The sequence below is a fragment of the Pseudomonas sp. E102 genome (assembly GCF_052660185.1).
In genome coordinates this window covers 3,589,977-3,608,103 of record NZ_CP084025.1, presented here as the reverse complement: position 1 = coordinate 3,608,103, position 18,127 = coordinate 3,589,977, and the positions used below count along the sequence as shown (strand labels likewise).

The 18,127-nt window shown below is 60.3% G+C and carries 20 protein-coding genes and 1 tRNA gene; 15 read left to right on the top strand and 6 right to left on the bottom strand.

Going from position 1 to position 18,127, the window contains the following annotated elements:
* Nucleotides 1-116: 116 nt before the first annotated feature.
* The 14 genes from DOCECA_RS16570 to DOCECA_RS16505 all read left to right on the top strand — a co-directional run bounded on the left by DOCECA_RS16570 (nt 117) and on the right by DOCECA_RS16505 (nt 10,493).
* Complete coding sequence (locus DOCECA_RS16570) at nt 117-863, top strand: YebC/PmpR family DNA-binding transcriptional regulator (RefSeq protein WP_434560327.1); 747 nt, start codon at nt 117-119, stop codon at nt 861-863.
* A 151-nt stretch (nt 864-1,014) separates the two neighbouring features.
* Nucleotides 1,015-1,539, top strand: a complete 525-nt coding sequence (gene ruvC, locus DOCECA_RS16565) for a crossover junction endodeoxyribonuclease RuvC (RefSeq protein ID WP_434648728.1) — start codon at nt 1,015-1,017, stop codon at nt 1,537-1,539.
* 112 nt (nt 1,540-1,651) lie between these two features.
* The gene (gene ruvA, locus DOCECA_RS16560) at nt 1,652-2,260 is read left to right on the top strand and encodes a Holliday junction branch migration protein RuvA (protein WP_039591695.1); all 609 of its coding nucleotides are present in this window, start codon (nt 1,652-1,654) and stop codon (nt 2,258-2,260) included.
* A complete protein-coding gene (ruvB, locus tag DOCECA_RS16555; RefSeq protein ID WP_175363048.1) occupies nt 2,261-3,322 on the top strand; it encodes a Holliday junction branch migration DNA helicase RuvB in 1,062 nt (353 codons plus the stop codon). It begins immediately after the preceding gene.
* A 128-nt stretch (nt 3,323-3,450) separates the two neighbouring features.
* Nucleotides 3,451-3,918 (top strand): tol-pal system-associated acyl-CoA thioesterase, encoded by a 468-nt coding sequence (gene ybgC / locus DOCECA_RS16550; RefSeq protein WP_030140799.1) that lies wholly within the window; start codon nt 3,451-3,453, stop codon nt 3,916-3,918.
* A complete protein-coding gene (gene tolQ / locus DOCECA_RS16545; RefSeq protein WP_030140798.1) occupies nt 3,908-4,603 on the top strand; it encodes a protein TolQ in 696 nt (231 codons plus the stop codon). Before ybgC ends, tolQ begins: the two co-directional genes overlap by 11 nt.
* Nucleotides 4,604-4,626: 23 nt before the next feature.
* A complete protein-coding gene (tolR, locus tag DOCECA_RS16540) occupies nt 4,627-5,079 on the top strand; it encodes a protein TolR (protein ID WP_162254906.1) in 453 nt (150 codons plus the stop codon).
* Nucleotides 5,079-6,158, top strand: coding sequence for a cell envelope integrity protein TolA (gene tolA / locus DOCECA_RS16535; RefSeq protein ID WP_045156747.1), 1,080 nt, complete (start codon nt 5,079-5,081; stop codon nt 6,156-6,158). Before tolR ends, tolA begins: the two co-directional genes overlap by 1 nt.
* Nucleotides 6,155-7,456 (top strand): Tol-Pal system beta propeller repeat protein TolB, encoded by a 1,302-nt coding sequence (gene tolB / locus DOCECA_RS16530; protein ID WP_039591701.1) that lies wholly within the window; start codon nt 6,155-6,157, stop codon nt 7,454-7,456. Before tolA ends, tolB begins: the two co-directional genes overlap by 4 nt.
* Nucleotides 7,457-7,508: 52 nt before the next feature.
* On the top strand, nt 7,509-8,006 hold the full coding sequence (pal, locus tag DOCECA_RS16525) for a peptidoglycan-associated lipoprotein Pal (protein WP_042121796.1): 498 nt from the start codon (nt 7,509-7,511) through the stop codon (nt 8,004-8,006).
* A 6-nt stretch (nt 8,007-8,012) separates the two neighbouring features.
* Nucleotides 8,013-8,846 carry a tol-pal system protein YbgF gene (ybgF, locus tag DOCECA_RS16520; RefSeq protein WP_420765254.1) on the top strand — a complete coding sequence of 278 codons (834 nt, stop codon included), beginning with the start codon at nt 8,013-8,015 and terminating at the stop codon, nt 8,844-8,846.
* 166 nt (nt 8,847-9,012) lie between these two features.
* Nucleotides 9,013-9,660, top strand: coding sequence for a 7-carboxy-7-deazaguanine synthase QueE (queE, locus tag DOCECA_RS16515; protein WP_420765253.1), 648 nt, complete (start codon nt 9,013-9,015; stop codon nt 9,658-9,660).
* A 1-nt stretch (nt 9,661) separates the two neighbouring features.
* The gene (gene queC / locus DOCECA_RS16510) at nt 9,662-10,354 is read left to right on the top strand and encodes a 7-cyano-7-deazaguanine synthase QueC (RefSeq protein ID WP_420765252.1); all 693 of its coding nucleotides are present in this window, start codon (nt 9,662-9,664) and stop codon (nt 10,352-10,354) included.
* Nucleotides 10,355-10,417: 63 nt separating this feature from the next.
* A tRNA-Lys gene (locus tag DOCECA_RS16505) sits at nt 10,418-10,493 on the top strand.
* A gap of 91 nt (nt 10,494-10,584) precedes the next feature.
* On the opposite strand, the gene DOCECA_RS16500 is transcribed toward DOCECA_RS16505, so the two are convergent.
* Nucleotides 10,585-11,520, bottom strand: a complete 936-nt coding sequence (locus tag DOCECA_RS16500; RefSeq protein WP_434607440.1) for a LysR family transcriptional regulator — start codon at nt 11,518-11,520, stop codon at nt 10,585-10,587.
* A 117-nt stretch (nt 11,521-11,637) separates the two neighbouring features.
* On the bottom strand, nt 11,638-12,825 hold the full coding sequence (locus DOCECA_RS16495; protein WP_434560323.1) for a cyanate transporter: 1,188 nt from the start codon (nt 12,823-12,825) through the stop codon (nt 11,638-11,640).
* 306 nt (nt 12,826-13,131) lie between these two features.
* On the opposite strand from DOCECA_RS16495, the gene nadA reads away from it, so the two are divergent.
* On the top strand, nt 13,132-14,190 hold the full coding sequence (nadA, locus tag DOCECA_RS16490) for a quinolinate synthase NadA (RefSeq protein WP_420765249.1): 1,059 nt from the start codon (nt 13,132-13,134) through the stop codon (nt 14,188-14,190).
* A 181-nt stretch (nt 14,191-14,371) separates the two neighbouring features.
* On the opposite strand, the gene DOCECA_RS16485 is transcribed toward nadA, so the two are convergent.
* From DOCECA_RS16485 to DOCECA_RS16470, 4 genes are all read right to left on the bottom strand, one after another.
* Nucleotides 14,372-14,860, bottom strand: a complete 489-nt coding sequence (locus DOCECA_RS16485) for an RDD family protein (RefSeq protein WP_445570807.1) — start codon at nt 14,858-14,860, stop codon at nt 14,372-14,374.
* A gap of 93 nt (nt 14,861-14,953) precedes the next feature.
* A complete protein-coding gene (locus DOCECA_RS16480) occupies nt 14,954-15,166 on the bottom strand; it encodes a cold-shock protein (protein ID WP_027902257.1) in 213 nt (70 codons plus the stop codon).
* 393 nt (nt 15,167-15,559) lie between these two features.
* Nucleotides 15,560-16,684 (bottom strand): glycine cleavage system aminomethyltransferase GcvT, encoded by a 1,125-nt coding sequence (gene gcvT / locus DOCECA_RS16475; protein WP_434607432.1) that lies wholly within the window; start codon nt 16,682-16,684, stop codon nt 15,560-15,562.
* 31 nt (nt 16,685-16,715) lie between these two features.
* A complete protein-coding gene (locus DOCECA_RS16470) occupies nt 16,716-18,092 on the bottom strand; it encodes an L-serine ammonia-lyase (RefSeq protein WP_434607430.1) in 1,377 nt (458 codons plus the stop codon).
* Nucleotides 18,093-18,127: the final 35 nt, after the last annotated feature.

Below are 18,127 nucleotides of genomic sequence, written 5' to 3'. Positions count from 1 at the left end.
CTCTTGAGAGGGCGCATCTTCGGATGCGCCTTTTCATTGGGGTCGATATTTTTGCTTGTCGGCTACCGCGCATGCGCGAAGGCGGGCAATGTTCCAGAGAAAAACCGGAGCGAGTTATGGCAGGTCATTCCAAGTGGGCGAACATCAAGCACCGCAAAGAACGTCAGGATGCCAAGAGAGGCAAGATCTTCACCAAGTGGATCCGTGAATTGACAGTCGCGGCCCGCCAGGGCGGCGGCGATCCGGGCTCCAACCCGCGCTTGCGCCTGGCATTGGATAAGGCCTTGGGCGCGAACATGAGTCGCGACATCATCGACCGAGCGATCGCCCGTGGCGCCGGTGCGACCGAGGCCGACAATGTCGAGGAGCTGACTTATGAAGGCTACGGCCCGGGCGGCGTGGCGGTGATGGTCGAATGCATGACCGACAACCGCAACCGCACCGCCGCGGCCGTGCGCCACGCATTCAGCAAATGCGGCGGCAACCTGGGCACTGACGGTTCGGTGGCTTATCTGTTCGAGCGCAAGGGGCAGATCAGCTTCGCGCCGGGTATTGATGAGGATGCCCTGACCGAAGCGGCCCTGGAGGCCGATGCCGATGATGTGGTCGGTCACGAGGACGGTTCGTTCGACGTGTTCACGTCGTTCGCCAGCTTCTATGCCGTGCGCAACGCCCTTGAGGCGGCCGGTTTCAAGCCTGCCGACGCGGAAATCGTGATGCAACCGACCACCAGCGCCGAACTCGACCTGGAAGGCGCCGAGAAAGTGCTCAAGCTGATCGACATGCTGGAAGACCTGGATGACGTGCAGAACGTTTATTCCAACGCTGATATTCCTGAGTCGGTGGCTGAACAACTCGGCTGATAGGTTCGTTGTAACTGCACGATCATCAATGTGGGAGCGAGCTTGCTCGCGATAGCGGTAGATCACCCAACGCTATGTTTGCTGACCCGACGCCATCGCGAGCAAGCTCGCTCCCACAGGCCCAGGTAACCCCCTTCAAACCGCAGGCGTTATGACTTTAATCCTTGGTATCGACCCTGGTTCGCGCATCACCGGCTATGGCGTGGTTCGCGACACCGGTCGCGGCTGCGTGTACGTCGCCTCTGGTTGCATCCGCACCGGCGCGGGCGAGCTGCACGAGCGCTTGCAGATTGTTTATCGCGGCGTGCGCGAAGTCATCCAGACCTACGGTCCGGTGACGATGGGCATCGAAAAGGTTTTCATGGCCCGCAATGCCGACTCCGCCCTGAAGTTGGGGCAGGCCCGGGGGGCGGCCATTGTGGCGGGCGCCGAGGAAAGCCTGGAGATTGCCGAATACACGGCGACCCAGGTCAAGCAGGCGGTCGTCGGCACTGGCGCGGCGAACAAGGAGCAGGTGCAGATGATGGTGATGCACTTGTTGAAACTGGTCAGCAAGCCGCAGATAGACGCCTCTGACGCCCTGGCCATCGCCATTTGCCATGCCCACACCCGTTCCAGCCTGGTGCCCCATGGCCTGGGAACCGCACGCAGTCGTGGCGGGCGCCTGCGTCTCTGATAGCATCAGCGCTTCATTCATGAGCCCGAGCGAATTGCGCCTGTGTCGTCGGCCTTCTGCTCGTGTTGTTATTCGCCAGCCAGTGGCTGGCCAACGCCCAAGGATCTGAAACGTGATTGGACGCTTGCGCGGCACCCTGGCTGAAAAACAGCCGCCGCACCTGATTCTGGATGTAAACGGCCTGGGCTATGAGCTCGAGGTGCCGATGACCACGCTGTATCGCTTGCCGTCGGTCGGTGAGCCGCTGACGCTGCACACTCATCTGGTCGTGCGCGAGGATGCGCAGTTACTCTATGGCTTCGTCGGCAAACGCGAGCGCGATTTCTTCCGCGAGTTGATCCGTCTCAACGGTGTTGGCCCGAAACTGGCCCTGGCCTTGATGTCGAGCCTGGAAGTCGACGAGCTGATTCGTTGCGTGCAGTCCCAGGACACCTCGGCCTTGACCAAGGTGCCAGGGGTCGGCAAGAAAACCGCCGAGCGTTTATTGGTGGAGCTCAAGGACCGCTTCAAGGCCTGGGAAGCCGTGCCGGCAATGTTCGCGCTCGTTCCGAACCAGCCGGATGCGCCCGCACCGGCAGCCAGTGCTGAAAACGATGCGGTCACCGCGCTGATATCCCTGGGCTACAAGCCTCAAGAAGCCAGCAAGGCGATTTCCGCGATCAAGGAAAAAGGCTTGAGTACCGAAGACATGATTCGCCGCGCCCTGAAGGGAATGATTTAAGTGATTGAAGCCGATCGTCTGATTGCCGCCACGGGCGCGCCCCGAGACCGCGAGGAAGTCCAGGACCGCGCGATTCGCCCCGTCAGCCTGGCCGACTATATCGGCCAGCCGACCGTGCGCGAGCAGATGGAGCTGTTCATCCAGGCAGCCCGTGGGCGCAGCGAATCGCTGGACCACACCCTGATCTTCGGCCCGCCGGGCTTGGGCAAGACCACCCTGGCCAATATCATTGCCCAGGAGATGGGTGTGTCGATCAAGAGCACGTCCGGGCCGGTGCTCGAGCGGCCAGGCGACCTTGCGGCGCTGCTGACCAATCTGGAGCCCCATGACGTGCTGTTCATCGACGAAATCCACCGGCTGTCGCCGATCGTCGAGGAAGTGCTGTACCCGGCCATGGAAGATTTTCAGCTCGACATCATGATCGGCGAGGGGCCTGCGGCGCGCTCCATCAAGCTCGACTTGCCACCTTTTACCCTGGTGGGCGCCACCACCCGCGCCGGCATGCTGACCAATCCGTTGCGGGACCGTTTCGGCATCGTCCAGCGCCTGGAGTTCTACAGCAACGCCGACCTGGCAACGATTGTCAGCCGCTCGGCTGGCATCCTCGGGTTACCGCTGGACCCGGACGGTGCGTACGAAGTCGCCCGGCGCGCCCGAGGTACACCGCGTATCGCCAACCGCCTGCTACGTCGGGTCCGGGACTTTGCCGAAGTCCGGGCCAAGGGCCACATCACCAAGCCGATCGCGGACCTGGCCTTGAACCTGCTGGACATCGACGAGCGCGGTTTCGATCATCAGGACCGGCGCCTGCTGTTGACCATGATCGAGAAATTCGACGGTGGCCCGGTGGGCGTGGACAGCCTGGCGGCCGCCATCAGCGAAGAGCGTCACACCATTGAAGACGTGCTGGAACCCTACCTGATCCAACAGGGCTATATCATGCGCACCCCACGCGGGCGCGTGGTGACGCGTCATGCTTATCTGCACTTCGGCTTAAACATCCCGACACGAATGGGGGAGATGCCGGTGGTAGACGAGTTCCTCGATGCGGTAGACGATTGAGCGCGCGCTGTACGACGACTTTTTTTCAGTTCGTGCTGTCCCAGACCACGCCTGGAGCGTCAATGCGTTCGAGAATGAAAAAACAGTTGCCTGGCCGGATTGGCAACCTGAGGAGTAAGCACTAGAGTATGCGCGCGCAAAACGGGCTGGAGTCGTTCGCACATCGCTGTCGCGTTTATTACGAGGACACCGATGCCGGCGGCATCGTTTACTACGTCAATTACCTCAAGTTTATGGAACGGGCTCGAACCGAACGGCTGCGGGAACTGGGTTTCGCCCAATCCGCGCTGGCAGGGGAGGACCTGTTATTCGTCGTGCATTCCAGCGAAGCGCGCTACCACGCGCCGGCGCGACTGGACGACGAGCTTGTGGTGACTGCCGATGTCATCGAATTGAACCGCGTCAGCCTGCGCTTCAAGCAGCAGGTCAGGCGCGCTGCGGATAATGTGCTGCTCTGCGAAGGGCAGTTTTTGGTGGCCTGTGTGCGCACCCATAGTTTGAAACCCCGGGCCATTCCCGAAGCTCTACGCGCGGCCTTTGCCGGCGTGAGCGGCGCGGGTACACACTCAGAGCAGGAGATAAAGCGTGGAAGCTAACGTCGTCGACCATTCCTCCATGTGGAGCCTGGTCAGCAATGCCAGCGTCGTGGTGCAACTGGTAATGCTGACCCTGGTAGCCGCATCGGTGACCTCATGGATCATGATTTTTCAGCGCAGCAACATGCTGCGCGCCGGTCGCCGTGCCTTGGAGAGCTTCGAAGAGCGCTTCTGGTCCGGTATCGACCTGTCCAAGCTGTACCGCCAGGCCGGCAGCAACCCGGACCCGGATTCGGGCGTCGAGCAGATCTTCCGCGCCGGCTTCAAGGAGTTCTCCCGTCTGCGCCAGCAACCGGGCGTCGACCCTGAAGCGGTGATGGAAGGCGTGGCCCGTGCGATGCGCGTGGCCATCTCCCGCGAAGAAGAAAAGCTCGAACAAGGTTTGCCGTTCCTGGCGACCGTCGGTTCGGTCAGCCCGTACATCGGCCTGTTCGGTACCGTCTGGGGGATCATGAACTCCTTCCGTGGCCTGGCATCCGCCCAGCAAGCGACCCTGGCCACCGTGGCCCCGGGCATCGCCGAGGCACTGATCGCCACCGCCATCGGCCTGTTCGCGGCGATCCCGGCCGTTATCGCCTACAACCGTTTCGCTGCCCGCAGCGAAACGCTGACCAGCCGCTACTACACCTTCGCCGATGAATTCCAGGCGATCCTGCACCGCAAAGTGCACACCAGCGAAGAATAAGCAGGTATTTCCCGATGGCTTTAATCGCTCGAGCCCGAAACAAGCGCAAGCCGGTTGCCGAGATGAACGTAGTGCCCTACATCGACGTGATGCTGGTGCTGCTGGTCATCTTCATGGTGACCGCGCCCATGCTCAATCAGGGCGTGAAGGTCGATCTGCCCAAGGTTTCCAGCGAAGCCTTGCCGCAGGACAACAACACCCAGGTACTGACCATTTCGATCAAGGCTGACAAGACCTACTACTGGAATCTTGGCAGCGAAGTGGACACCGAGAAGCAGCAGGACCGGGCCATGACCTTGCCGCAGATGACCGACGCGGTGACCAAGATCATCAATGCCGGCAACAGCAATGGCAAGCGTACGCAGGTGTTCATTCGTGGCGACAAGACTGTCGACTACGGCGCCGTGATGGGCGCCATGGGCGGCCTGCAGAAAGCCGGGGTCGGTAATGTTGGCTTGATCACCGAGGCCCCCTGATGCAGCAACAGCGAGAGCCGTCCGCCTCGGAAAGCTACTTCTGGCCCAGTGTTCTGGCAATCGGCCTGCATGTGCTGGTGTTCGGCATGCTGTTTGTCAGCTTTGCCATGACCCCGGAGCTGCCGCCGGCCAAGCCGATCGTGCAGGCGACCCTGTACCAGCTCAAGTCCAAAAGCCAGGCCACCACGCAGACCAACCAGAAGCTTGCCGGCGAGGCGAAGAAATCCGCTGCGCGCCAGACCGAAGTCGAGCAGATGGAGCAGAAAAAGGTCGAGCAGGAAGCCGTAAGGGCAGCGGAACAAAAGAAAGAGGAAGCTGCTCAAAAGGCCGAAGAAGCGAAAAAGGCCGATGAGGCAAAAAAAGCGGACGAGGCTAAAAAGGCAGACGAAGCCAAGAAAGCCGATGACGCGAAGAAAGCCGCCGAGGCCAAGAAGGCAGAAGAGAAACAATTGGCTGATATAGCCAAGAAGAAAGCCGAAGAAGAAGCCAAGAAAGCCGCTGAAGAAGAGGCCAAGAAAGCGGCCGCTGAAGAAGCGAAGAAAAAGATTGTCGAGGACGCGAAGAAAAAAGCGGCCGAGGACGCCAAGAAGAAAGCTGAAGCTGAAGAGGCGAAGAAGAAAGTCGCCGAAGACGCGAAGAAGAAAGCCGCCGCCGACGCCGCCAAGAAAAAGGCCCAGGACGCAGCGCGTAAATCCGCCGAAGAGAAAAAGGCCCAGGCCCTGGCAGATTTGCTTTCCGACACGCCGGAACGCGAGCAGGCATTGGCCGACGAGCAGGGCGATGAAGTCGCCGGTAGCTTCGACGATCTGATTCGCGCCCGGGCGGCGGAAGGCTGGGCTCGTCCACCTTCGGCGCGCAAAGGCATGACAGTTGTATTGCAAATCGGCATGTTGCCCGACGGTACGGTTACCTCGGTCAGCGTAGCCAAGTCCAGTGGCGATGGTCCGTTCGACGCTTCGGCGGTCGCGGCGGTCAAGAACATTGGGCGGTTGACGGAAATGCAAGGGATGAAGCCGAGCGATTTTGCTCCGTATCGTTCGTTCAAGATGACATTCACACCTGAGGATCTAGCCTTGTGAGAAACCTTCTTCGATCAATGCTCGTCGTTATCTGCTGCTTGGCAGGGATAGCGGTAGCAGAGGAAAAGAACATCCTGGTCACCAGCGGCAGCGACCGGGCGACGCCGATCGCCGTCGTTCCGTTCGGTTGGCAGGGCGGCAGTGTCTTGCCGGATGACATGGCTGAGATCATCGGCAACGACCTGCGTAACTCCGGTTACTACGCGCCGATTCCGAAGCAGAACATGATCAGCCTGCCGACCCAGGCCAGCGAAGTCATCTACCGTGACTGGAAGGCGCTGGGCGCCCAGTACATCATGGTCGGCAGCATCGTTCCGGCGGGCGGTCGCCTGCAGGTGCAGTACGCCTTGTTCAACGTCGCCACCGAGCAGCAAGTGCTGACCGGCAGCGTATCGGGCAGTGTCGACCAACTGCGCGACATGGCCCACTACATCTCCGACCAGTCGTTCGAAAAACTCACCGGCATCAAGGGCGCGTTCTCTACCCGCATGCTTTACGTGACGGCCGAGCGCTTCTCCGAGAACAACACCCGCTACACCCTGCAACGCTCCGACTATGACGGCGCGCGCGCGGTGACCTTGCTGCAATCGCGCGAGCCGATCCTGTCGCCGCGTTTTGCCCCCGATGGCAAGCGCATCGCCTACGTATCGTTCGAGCAGAAGCGTCCGCGTATCTTCGTGCAACACATCGACACCGGTCGCCGTGAGCAGATCACCAACTTCGAAGGCCTGAACGGCGCGCCAGCCTGGTCGCCGGACGGTTCGCGCCTGGCGTTCGTACTGTCCAAGGACGGCAACCCGGACGTCTACGTGATGAACCTGGCTTCGCGCTCGATCTCGCGCGTGACCAATGGCCCTGGCATCAACACCGAACCGTTCTGGGGCAAGGATGGTTCGACCATCTACTTCACCTCCGACCGCGGTGGCAAGCCACAGATCTACAAGACCAGCGCCGGTGGCGGTGGTGCCGAGCGCGTGACTTTCGTCGGCAACTACAACGCCAACCCTAAATTGTCGGCGGACGAAAAGACCCTGGTGATGATCCATCGCCAGGACGGTTTCACCAATTTCAAGGTGGCGGCCCAGGATTTGCAGCGCGGTAGCGTAAAAATCCTAACTGATAGCACTCTGGACGAGTCACCTACTGTTGCGCCCAACGGCACCATGGTAATCTACGCCACCCGCCAGCAGGGCCGGGGAGTCTTGATGCTCGTGTCCATTAATGGACGCGTGAGGCTCCCGCTTCCTACCGCTCAAGGCGAAGTCAGAGAACCGTCCTGGTCCCCTTACCTGAACTGACGCGGCGCAATACGTTTTACTTAACACACTGGGGTTCATTAGGAGTTTCACGATGGAAATGCTGAAGTTTGGTAAATTTGCTGCGCTGGCTCTGGCCATGGCTGTAGCTGTAGGTTGCTCGTCCAAAGGCGGCGACAACGCCGGTGAAGGCGCTGTTGATCCAAACGCTGGTTACGGCGCTAACACTGGTGCAGTTGACGGCTCCCTGAGCGAAGAAGCTGCTCTGCGCGCAATCACCACCTTCTACTTCGAATACGACAGCTCGGACCTGAAGCCAGAAGCCATGCGCGCTCTGGATGTTCACGCCAAAGACCTGAAAGGTAACGGCGCTCGCGTTGTTCTGGAAGGCAACACCGACGAACGTGGTACTCGTGAGTACAACATGGCACTGGGCGAGCGTCGTGCGAAAGCCGTTCAACGCTACCTGGTTCTGCAAGGTGTTTCCCCAGCTCAGCTGGAACTGGTTTCCTACGGCGAAGAGCGTCCAGTTGCTACCGGCAACGACGAGCAGTCCTGGGCTCAAAACCGTCGCGTCGAACTGCGTAAGTAATTCGTCATGCGAACGTGCCGTCGTGCTGTAACTGTCCTGGCTCTCAGCCTCGCGCCGCTTGCGGCGTGGGCTGCGGTTCCTGTGGTCGATAACGACTCCGGCTATAACAATAGCGGGAGCAGCTATCCGCCTGCGGGTTACGGTACGAACGGCGCCTATGCCGGGGGAGGGGTTTCGGCCCCTGTCTCGGCACAGGGCGAGCTGTTCAACCAACTGCAGCAAATGCAGGATCAACTGTCACGCCAACAAGGCGCGATTGAAGTTCTGCAAAATGAAGTGTCGCGCATGAAGCAGGAAAGCCTGGAGCGATACCAGGATCTTGATCGGCGCATAGGAACCGGCGTTGCACCTGCCGCGACTCCTGAGAATTCTCCAGCCGGTGGCGACTTGAACGCCCCCGGTGCAGCCGCAGGCGCTGGGGCTAGCGCTCCAGCAGCACCTGCAGCCGGTGGCGAACCGGCGGATCCGGCGAAGGAAAAGCTCTATTACGATGCTGCCTTCGACCTGATCAAGGCCAAGGATTTCGACAAGGCCAGCCAGGCCTTTACCGCTTTCTTGCGCAAATACCCCAACAGTCAATATTCGGGTAACGCCCAATACTGGCTGGGCGAAGTGAACCTGGCCAAGGGCGACCTGCAAGGCGCCGGCCAGGCGTTCGCCAAGGTTTCGCAGCTGTATCCCAAGCACGCCAAGGTGCCGGATTCGCTGTACAAGCTCGCTGACGTAGAACGCCGCCTCGGTCACACCGACAAGGTCAAGGGCATTCTGCAGCAGGTGGTGGCCCAGTATCCGGGGACTTCCGCCGCCCAGTTGGCCCAGCGTGATCTGCAACGCATGTAAGGCTGTTTGACCTGCTTTGAAGAAACCCGCGCCTGTCGCGGGTTTTTTCGTTAGAATTCACGCCCTTTTTATGAAACACGCTTCCTGGGATCTACGCGTTGGCGGGGTTCCTCGAAGTGCCTGACGGAGGCGGACAGCCTGTTTAGCTGTTACGCCCGTGGCGACTATGCAAGACACATTGAGAATTACCGAAGTTTTTTACTCTTTGCAGGGTGAAACGCGAACGGCCGGGCTGCCCACTGTTTTTGTGCGCCTCACCGGCTGCCCGTTGCGTTGCCAGTACTGCGACAGCGCCTATGCCTTCAGCGGCGGCACAATGCGAACCCTCGACGATCTTCTCGAACAAGTGGCCGGCTTCCGTCCGCGCTATGTTTGCGTCACTGGGGGCGAGCCATTGGCGCAGCCCAATGCCATCCCTTTGCTCAAGCAGCTGTGCGACGCCGGCTATGAGGTCTCCCTGGAAACAAGCGGTGCGCTGGATATCTCGGCGGTCGATCCCCGCGTCAGTCGCGTCGTGGACCTCAAGACGCCTGGTTCCAAGGAAGCCCATCGCAACCGCTACGAGAACATTGAACTGTTGACCCGCAACGACCAGGTCAAGTTTGTCATCTGCTCCCGGGAAGACTATGACTGGGCGGTGTCCAAGCTGATCCAGCATGGACTCGACCAGCGAGCCGGCGAGGTGTTGTTTTCGCCAAGTCATCACGACCTCAATGCGCGGGATCTGGCGGATTGGGTGGTGGCGGACAATTTGCCGGTGCGCCTGCAATTGCAGTTGCATAAATATCTTTGGAACGACGAGCCGGGGCGCTGACATGACTGAACATTCAACCACTGCTGAAAAACGCGCGGTCATCCTGCTGTCGGGCGGCCTGGACTCGGCAACCGTCGTGGCCATGGCTCGTGCCGAAGGTTATCGCTGCTACACCATGAGTTTCGATTACGGCCAGCGCCACCGTGCAGAATTGCAGGCCGCTGAACGGGTCGCCCGGGATCTGGGCGTGGTCGAGCACAAAGTCATCGGCCTGAACCTCAACGGCATTGGCGGTTCGGCCCTGACCGACAGCGCCATCGACGTTCCCGAAGCGCCGAGCGAAGGTATCCCGGTGACGTACGTGCCGGCGCGCAACACCGTGTTTCTGTCCCTCGCGCTGGGCTGGGCCGAGGTGCTGGAGGCGCGGGATATTTTCATCGGCGTCAATGCGGTGGACTATTCCGGTTATCCGGATTGTCGACCGGAGTTCGTCGAGGCGTTCGAGCGCATGGCCAACCTGGCGACGAAGGCCGGTGTAGAGGGACAGGGTTTCCGCATCCTGGCGCCGCTGCAAAACCTCAGCAAGGCCGAAATCGTCAAGGCGGGCGTGAGCCTTGGCGTCGACTATGGGCTTACCGTTTCGTGCTATCAGGCCGACGATCAAGGGCGCGCTTGCGGCAAGTGCGACAGCTGCCGGCTGCGTGCCGAAGGCTTCGCTGCGGCGGGTGTGAGCGATCCAACACCTTATTTTTGATTTTTTTGAAATTAGGTGTTGAATAGTCCTTAAAAATCAGTATTATACGCGCCACCACACAGAGGGTCGTTAGCTCAGTTGGTAGAGCAGTTGGCTTTTAACCAATTGGTCGTAGGTTCGAATCCCACACGACCCACCATTTTCTGTAGTTTTAAAAGTCTGGAAGGCCCACGAAAGTGAGGATTTCCGGATTTTTTTTTGCCCGCGAAAAAGTCGGATCGATGCCGTGGTCAGCGCTGGCCGACCTCGGCGCAAACGTCCATGACCTGCTGGCGCAACCAGGTGTTCCGGTTGTCCTGGCTCGCTTTTTCGCTCCACATCATCTCAAGCGTAAAGCCCGGCAGCCCCGGTGGCGGCTGGCGCTCGCCGAATCGTTGGTCGTCGCAAAGCAATGCCTGGATGCGTTTGGGCAGGGTCAGGATATAGTCGGTTCCGGTGACCAGGGCCAAGGCTGTCACGTAGCTGTTGGCGCGCGCGACGATCTGTCGCCTGGAGCCCTGGCGAGCGAGCCAGCCATCGATCATGTTGGTGTCGGATGTCCAAGGGGTCGGAAATACATGCTGCCCCGCGACAAATGCGTCGAGGCTGAACGCTTGCCCAGGGCCGGGGAAATGTTTATCCACCACGCACACCAGCTCATCCGTCAGCAATACCCGTGATTGCAGGCCGTTGGTATCGCCATGGAAATGCGGGCCGAAACCCACTGCAAGATCGAAGCGATCGTCCCTCAGCGCGTCGACCGGAATATCGCGCTGGAACTTCGTGGTGTTGATCACCACCGGAACACGGTTGCCGATGAAGCGCTTGACCAGGTTCGGAAGGATCAGGAGTTCGAAGTATTCCGGCGCGCAGAGGTTGAATGTGATCTCTTCCTGACGTGGATCGAATGGCTGGATGCCGGAGTGGCATTGGTTGATCGTGTTAAGCACCCCCAGCACCTGGCCATACATGACGATGGCCTTCTGAGTGGGGCTCATGCCTGCGCGTGTCACGGTGAACAGTTCGTCTTCGAAGCTGGTGCGCAGTTTTTTCAGGCAATAGCTGACGGTCGACTGGCTGACACACAGGGCTTCGGAAACCTGGGTGACGCTGCGCTGTTCGAACACGGCGACGAACACCATCAGGTCTTGCATATCCAGCTTTCGAAGCAGGTTACTAATGAGCATCAGCTAATCTCGGCGCCATCCTTGCGTAACATCCTGTTCCCACGAAGGCCTCCTTTATACAGGAGCCTTGGCCGTTTATCTTTCGGCAGGGTAGATGTTTTGCTAGGACAGCGACGACTAGCCAATATGCCGCGCGTATTGCCTGGGGTTGAAGCGCAACACCATCAGGATCATCAGCCCCATCACCACCGCGAGCGACCACCACGCCCATTCGAAACTGCCCGATTGGTCACGGATCACTCCGGCAATCAATGGCGACAGGCCGGCGATCAGGTAACCGATGCCTTGCACGAATGCCGTCAACGCGCCGGCCCGGCGCGGGTCGTCCAGGTGGTCGAGGGAGACGATCAGGCTCATCGGGAACAGACCGCCGATACCGAGCCCCAGCAAGCATGGCCACAGCAGGCTGAAGCGATCCGGGCTGAGGATCAAGCCGCAGAAGCCAGCCATGATCAATGTCAGCAGTACCGTCAGTATCGGGCGTTTGTCTTGGCTGCGGTTGGCGATTGCCGGGGTGACCAGGCCGGACAACACTTCCATCGCTGTGAGGAACCCCAAGACCAGGCCGGCCTGCTGTTCGCTCCAGCCTTTTTCCAGGTAATACGGCGCCAGCCAGGCCAGTACGCACGTATAGGACGCGGTGCCCAGGCCGAAGAACAGGGCCAGCAGCCAAGCCCGGCGGTTGGCAAAGAACGAGCCCTGTTGTCGTCCCGGTGCTCTGGGTAATGGCATGACGACCGAGCGTTGAGCGTGCCAGCAGCCCAGCGCGACCAGCACCAGCAATGCCCAGATCGCCAGGCCGATGCGCCAGCTGCCCGTCTGCGCCAGGACGAACGGGGAAAATGACGCCGCGATGGCCGCGCCACCCATGATCGACGTGACGTACAGCCCCATGAACAACGAGACGTTATCGCCAAGCCGCGACTTGATCAGGGCTGGCAGCACCGCCTGGATCAGGGCGATGCCGATGCCGGCCAAAACGGCGCTGATGATCAACGCTTCGGCGCTATCCAGGTACAGGCGCGAGACCGTGGCAAGGCCGATGACTACCAGCGACAGGACAATGGTGCGGTGTTCGCCAATGCGCAGGGCGACTCGCAGGCCCAGGAACATTGCCAAGCCCATGGCCATGACCGGCAACATCGTCAGCAACGATGCCATGCTGAACGTCAGGGGCACTTCGCCCCGAATGGCGGATAGCAAAGGCCCGACCGCCGCCATCGAAGGGCGCAGATTCAGCGCCACGCATACGATGCTGGTCATCAGCCAGAATACGCGGGTACTTGAGGCTTGAACGTTTTCCATGACAAGGCCTTGGCGGGGAAGAAAGCGCCATTTAGGCCCGGCCGCGTTGGGCTCGGCAAACTGAAAACTGGCTGGGGGAATTGAATAATTAAATACGTCACGCTCAGAACCACAGGCGCAGGCGCAAAGTCGTCTGCCGGGGCACAGGTCAGAATGATCTTTTGCAACGGCGGGATATTCTGTAGCCTTGCCGGCTTCACGCTGTCCCGTGCCTGATGACACTCACTTTCCCGGCGGTACCCGAGTGGTCCGGAGCCGGGTGTATACTCGACTTTCGCGCTAAACGCGCCTATAGGTCTTGCGAACATGACGCAGATTTCCGAACGCCTTCTGGTCCAGGCTCACCTCGATGCCAAGCAGCCCAAGCCGCTGTCCGCCGAGCAAGAGGCCTGGTACCGCGCCGCCATTGCCGCCGAGCTCAAGGCTCAGGACGCGGTGCTGGTTGCGCATTTCTATTGTGACCCGGTCATTCAGGCCCTGGCCGAGGAGACTGGGGGCTGTGTCTCCGACTCTCTGGAAATGGCCCGCTTTGGCAACGCCCATCCAGCCAAGACCGTGGTGGTGGCCGGGGTCAAGTTCATGGGCGAGACCGCCAAGATCCTCAACCCCGAAAAACGCGTGCTGATGCCGACTCTGGAAGCCACTTGCTCCCTCGATCTGGGTTGCCCGGTGGATGAATTCTCGGCGTTCTGCGACCAGCATCCGGAGCGCACCGTGGTGGTGTATGCCAACACTTCGGCGGCCGTGAAGGCCCGTGCGGACTGGGTGGTGACGTCCAGCTGTGCCCTGGAAATCGTCGAGAGCCTGATGGACAACGGCGAGACGATCATCTGGGGTCCGGACAAGCACTTGGGCACTTACATCCAGCGCAAGACCGGCGCCGACATGTTGCTCTGGGACGGTGCCTGCATCGTCCACGAAGAGTTCAAGTCCAAGCAGTTGGAAGATATGAAGGCGCTGTACCCGGATGCCGCCATCCTGGTGCACCCGGAGTCACCGACGTCGGTGATCGAACTGGCGGATGCCGTGGGTTCCACCAGCCAGTTGATTGCCGCCGCCCAGAGCTTGCCGAACAAGACGCTGATCGTCGCCACCGACCGCGGCATTTTCTACAAAATGCAGCAGCTGTGCCCGGACAAGGTCTTCATCGAGGCCCCTACCGCCGGCAACGGCGCGGCATGCCGCAGTTGCGCGCACTGCCCATGGATGGCGATGAACACGCTGGAACGCACGCTCCAGGCGCTCAAGGAAGGCAGCAACGAAATATTCGTCGACCCGGCATTGATCCCCCAGGCGATTCGCCCGCTCAAGCGCATGCTGGACTTCACCCAGGCGGCGCGGATGAAGTTAGCGGGTAATGCCTGACGCTGAACAGATTTGAGGCCTGCCGGGCTTTTTGTGGCGAGGGAGCTTGCTCCCGCTGGGCTGCGAAGCAGCCCCAAACGAGACACTGCGGGGTTATTCAGTCATACCGCATTGGCTGGATTACGACTGCTGCGCAGCCGAGCGGGAGCAAGCTCCCTCGCCACGGGGTTGTAGTGAGTTCCTACTTGGTCTTCTTGGGAATCCGCACCAACTGCGTATCCGAATAGATGTCATGCCAGCCCCGCTTGCGCTTGTCGAAAAGCGCCCAGATGAAGCCCAGCCCCACCAGCAGCAATGACGCAATCGACACCACGAATCGCAACAACGCCTGCCACAGGCTGATGGCCGTGCCATCGGCGTTCTGTACGCGAATGCACCAGACCTGCATGCCCAGGGTCTGGCCGTTGTGGGTCCAGAACTTGGCGAAGAAGCCGAACAGCACGAACAGCAACACCGTGGACAGCAGCGGATCGCCATCCAGCGCGCCGGCGTCGGTAAGGGCACGCATCTTTTCTTCGCCGATGATCATCATCTGGATCATCTTGTACACGCCACCGGTGACGATCAGCAGCGCCGTGCACAGCAAAAAATCATAGAACATCGCGGCCAGGCGACGGCCCAGGCCGGCGGGAGGGAAGTCACCCTGTGGGGTGAGCAGGTGTTTGGACATGACGGCCTCGAACCAAAAAGAAGCCATTTTACGGATTTACGCCCATAAAAAAGCCCCTGATATCAATCAGGGGCTTTTTAGTTTGCGAAAGCCTTAGGCTTCGGCTTGAACCTCGTCAGCCTGCATGCCTTTCTGGCCTTGCACGGCAACGAAAGTGACTTTCTGGCCTTCTTTCAGGCTCTTGAAGCCGTTGCCCTGGATGGCGCGGAAGTGCACGAACAGATCCGGACCGCTTTCAGGAGTGATGAAACCAAAACCTTTTTCGTCGTTGAACCACTTGACGGTACCGCTCTGACGTTCAGCCATTTTCTTATTTCCTTGACGCTAAATTAATGACAGCCTCTTTCCAGACGAAAGAGTACTGGGGCTGGGTTGCAGGAAAGTAAGATGACGTCGAACGGGTTGTAGCTAACTTCTTAGGCTACTGCCCAGGTCACGATCCAAGCGACCCATGCAAACACAGTGACGAAACTCTACGCCAACTTCCAAGGAAAAAACAACCCCCCTGAAGGCCCCGGATTTGCTCAGCTTGCTGGCGTTTTAGATGTTTTGCGGGAGGGGGCTTATTCAAAAGGCTAGTCCGATAGTTCCGTAGCGTTATAAGCCCGGTTGAATATCACTACATGCACCTTTTTATGGCGGTTGCGTTACACATTAGTGCACGTATAACGAAACCGCGTTACTTATAGAAACAACCAATCAACCACGGTAGTAGCGCTGCGGAACGAATGGCATTTTGCTTACAAGCAAAGGCACTTTTTTCCCACGCACAATGGCCCAGACCGGCGTGTCCAAGGCGACGAAGGCGCTGTCCAGATAACCCATCGCCAATGGACCGCCCAATGTCGGCCCGAACCCGCCGCTGCAAACCGTGCCGATGATCTCGCCGGCTTCGTTGACGATCTCCGCGCCTTCACGCACCGGTGTGCGTTCTTGGGGCAGCAGGCCGACACGTTTGCGCTTCACGCCTTGCTGTTGCTGGGCAAAAACAGTTTCCGCTCCGGGGAAGCCCCCGGCGCGCGCGCCATCGGCGCGGCGGACCTTGGAAATCGCCCACAGCAGGCTGGCTTCAATGGGTGTGGTTTCGGTGTTCATATCGTGGCCGTAGAGGCACAGGCCCGCTTCCAGGCGCAGGGAATCACGGGCGCCAAGGCCGATGGCGGCGACTTCCGGTTCGGCCAGCAGGGCGCGGGCGAGTTTCTCCGCATCGGCGGCTGGCACGGAAATCTCGAAACCGTCTTCACCGGTGTAGCCCGAACGGCTGACAAAGCAATCCACGCCCAGCAGAGTGACGCGCTGGAATTGCATGAAGGTCATCTTCGCCACTTCCGGCGCCAGACGCGCGAGCACGGTCACGGCCGCTGGGCCTTGCAGCGCGAGCAGGGCGCGGGCTTCGAACAGCGGCTCGATGCTGCACTGACCGCCGATGTTCGCTTGCAGGTGGGCCAGGTCCTGATCCTTGCACGCCGCGTTGACCACCAAAAACAGCTCATCATTGCCCAGGTTGGCGACCATCAAATCGTCGAGGATGCCGCCGTTGTCGTTGGTGAACATGGCGTAGCGCTGCATGCCCACGGGCAAGTCGATGATGTCCACCGGCACCAGCGTCTCCAGTGCCTTGGCCGCACCCGCGCCGGTCAGGCGGATCTGGCCCATGTGGGACACATCGAACAGCCCGGCCTGATCCCGGGTGTGCTGGTGTTCTTTCATCACGCCCAAGGGGTATTGCACCGGCATGTCGTAGCCGGCGAATGGCACCATGCGGGCGCCGAGTTCGAGGTGCAGCGCGTGCAGCGGGGTTTTCAACAGTTGTTCGGTGGACATATCAGCTCCTGGAAAATGAAAGGGGCACGCATCAGCATTCGATGATGTTGACCGCCAGACCGCCGCGGGCGGTCTCCTTGTATTTGCTTTTCATGTCGGCGCCGGTCTGGCGCATGGTGCGGATGACTTTGTCGAGGGAGACGAAGTGATGACCATCGCCGCGCATGGCCATGCGCACCGCATTGATGGCCTTTACCGAGCCCATGGCATTGCGTTCGATGCAGGGCACCTGGACGAGGCCACCGATGGGGTCGCAGGTGAGCCCGAGGTTGTGTTCCATGCCGATTTCGGCGGCGTTTTCCACTTGTTGCACGGTACCGCCCAGCACTTCGCAAAGCGCACCGGCGGCCATGGAGCAGGCCACGCCAACTTCACCCTGGCAGCCGACTTCAGCACCGGAGATGGAGGCGTTTTCCTTATAGAGGATGCCGATGGCGGCGGCGGTCAGCAGGAATCGCACCACGCCATCTTCGTTGGCCCCGGGAATGAAGCGCATGTAGTAGTGGAGCACGGCCGGAATGATGCCCGCCGCACCGTTGGTGGGCGCGGTGACGACACGGCCGCCGAAGGCGTTTTCTTCGTTGACGGCCAAGGCATACAGGTTGACCCAGTCCAGCACGGACAGCGGATCGCGCAAGGCCGCTTCAGGGTTCTTGCACAACTGGCGATGCAACGCCGCAGCCCGGCGCTTGACCTTGAGGCCGCCCGGCAAGATCCCCTCGTTGCGACAGCCCGCCGCCACGCAATCCTGCATGACCTGCCAGATCTTCAGCAGGCCGGCGCGGGTCTCGGCTTCGGGGCGCCAGGCGCTTTCGTTGGTCAGCATGACCTGGCTGATGGACAGACCGTAGGTGCTGCAGTGGGCCAGCAGATCTTTTGCGCTCTTGAACGGGAAGGTCAGGGGCGTGGCATCTTCGACGATACGGTCGGCGCCGGCGGCGTCTTCATCCACGACGAAGCCGCCGCCCACCGAGTAGTACTCGCGGCTGCGCACTTGCAGGCCGGCGGCGTCGAAGGCGCGGAAGATCATGCCGTTGGGGTGGTAGGCCAACGGTTTGCGGATCATCGCCAGGTGCAGTTTTTCATTGAATTCGATGGTGTGTTCGCCGAGCAGGTTCAGGCGACCGCTGCTGCGGATCTCCTGGAGCCGGGCGGTCACTGTTTCGGTGTCCACGGTGTCCGGGTGCTCGCCTTCCAGGCCCAGCAGCACGGCCTTGTCACTGCCGTGGCCCTTGCCGGTGGCACCGAGCGAGCCGTACAGCTCGACTTTGACGCTGGCAGTGGTATTGAGCAACTCATCACGACGCAACCCTTCGACGAAACGGGCCGCGGCACGCATCGGACCGACCGTGTGGGAGCTGGAAGGACCGATGCCGATCTTGAACAGGTCGAACACGCTTAACGACATGGTGTTTCTCCGGTTTCTTTTTATGGGATCGACTT

Bases quoted from the DNA above. Each gene is read 5' to 3' on its own strand.
- tolA (WP_045156747.1), top strand. From the start codon at position 5,079: ATGCAGCAACAGCGAGAGCCGTCCGCCTCGGAAAGCTACTTCTGGCCC.
- DOCECA_RS16485 (WP_445570807.1), bottom strand. From the start codon at position 14,860: ATGTCCAAACACCTGCTCACCCCACAGGGTGACTTCCCTCCCGCCGGC.
- DOCECA_RS16470 (WP_434607430.1), bottom strand. From the start codon at position 18,092: ATGTCGTTAAGCGTGTTCGACCTGTTCAAGATCGGCATCGGTCCTTCC.
- ybgC (WP_030140799.1), top strand. From the start codon at position 3,451: ATGCGCGCGCAAAACGGGCTGGAGTCGTTCGCACATCGCTGTCGCGTT.
- DOCECA_RS16500 (WP_434607440.1), bottom strand. From the start codon at position 11,520: ATGCTCATTAGTAACCTGCTTCGAAAGCTGGATATGCAAGACCTGATG.
- gcvT (WP_434607432.1), bottom strand. From the start codon at position 16,684: ATGTCCACCGAACAACTGTTGAAAACCCCGCTGCACGCGCTGCACCTC.
- pal (WP_042121796.1), top strand. From the start codon at position 7,509: ATGGAAATGCTGAAGTTTGGTAAATTTGCTGCGCTGGCTCTGGCCATG.
- DOCECA_RS16570 (WP_434560327.1), top strand. From the start codon at position 117: ATGGCAGGTCATTCCAAGTGGGCGAACATCAAGCACCGCAAAGAACGT.
- queE (WP_420765253.1), top strand. From the start codon at position 9,013: ATGCAAGACACATTGAGAATTACCGAAGTTTTTTACTCTTTGCAGGGT.
- ruvC (WP_434648728.1), top strand. From the start codon at position 1,015: ATGACTTTAATCCTTGGTATCGACCCTGGTTCGCGCATCACCGGCTAT.
- DOCECA_RS16480 (WP_027902257.1), bottom strand. From the start codon at position 15,166: ATGGCTGAACGTCAGAGCGGTACCGTCAAGTGGTTCAACGACGAAAAA.
- nadA (WP_420765249.1), top strand. From the start codon at position 13,132: ATGACGCAGATTTCCGAACGCCTTCTGGTCCAGGCTCACCTCGATGCC.
- queC (WP_420765252.1), top strand. From the start codon at position 9,662: ATGACTGAACATTCAACCACTGCTGAAAAACGCGCGGTCATCCTGCTG.
- ybgF (WP_420765254.1), top strand. From the start codon at position 8,013: ATGCGAACGTGCCGTCGTGCTGTAACTGTCCTGGCTCTCAGCCTCGCG.
- DOCECA_RS16495 (WP_434560323.1), bottom strand. From the start codon at position 12,825: ATGGAAAACGTTCAAGCCTCAAGTACCCGCGTATTCTGGCTGATGACC.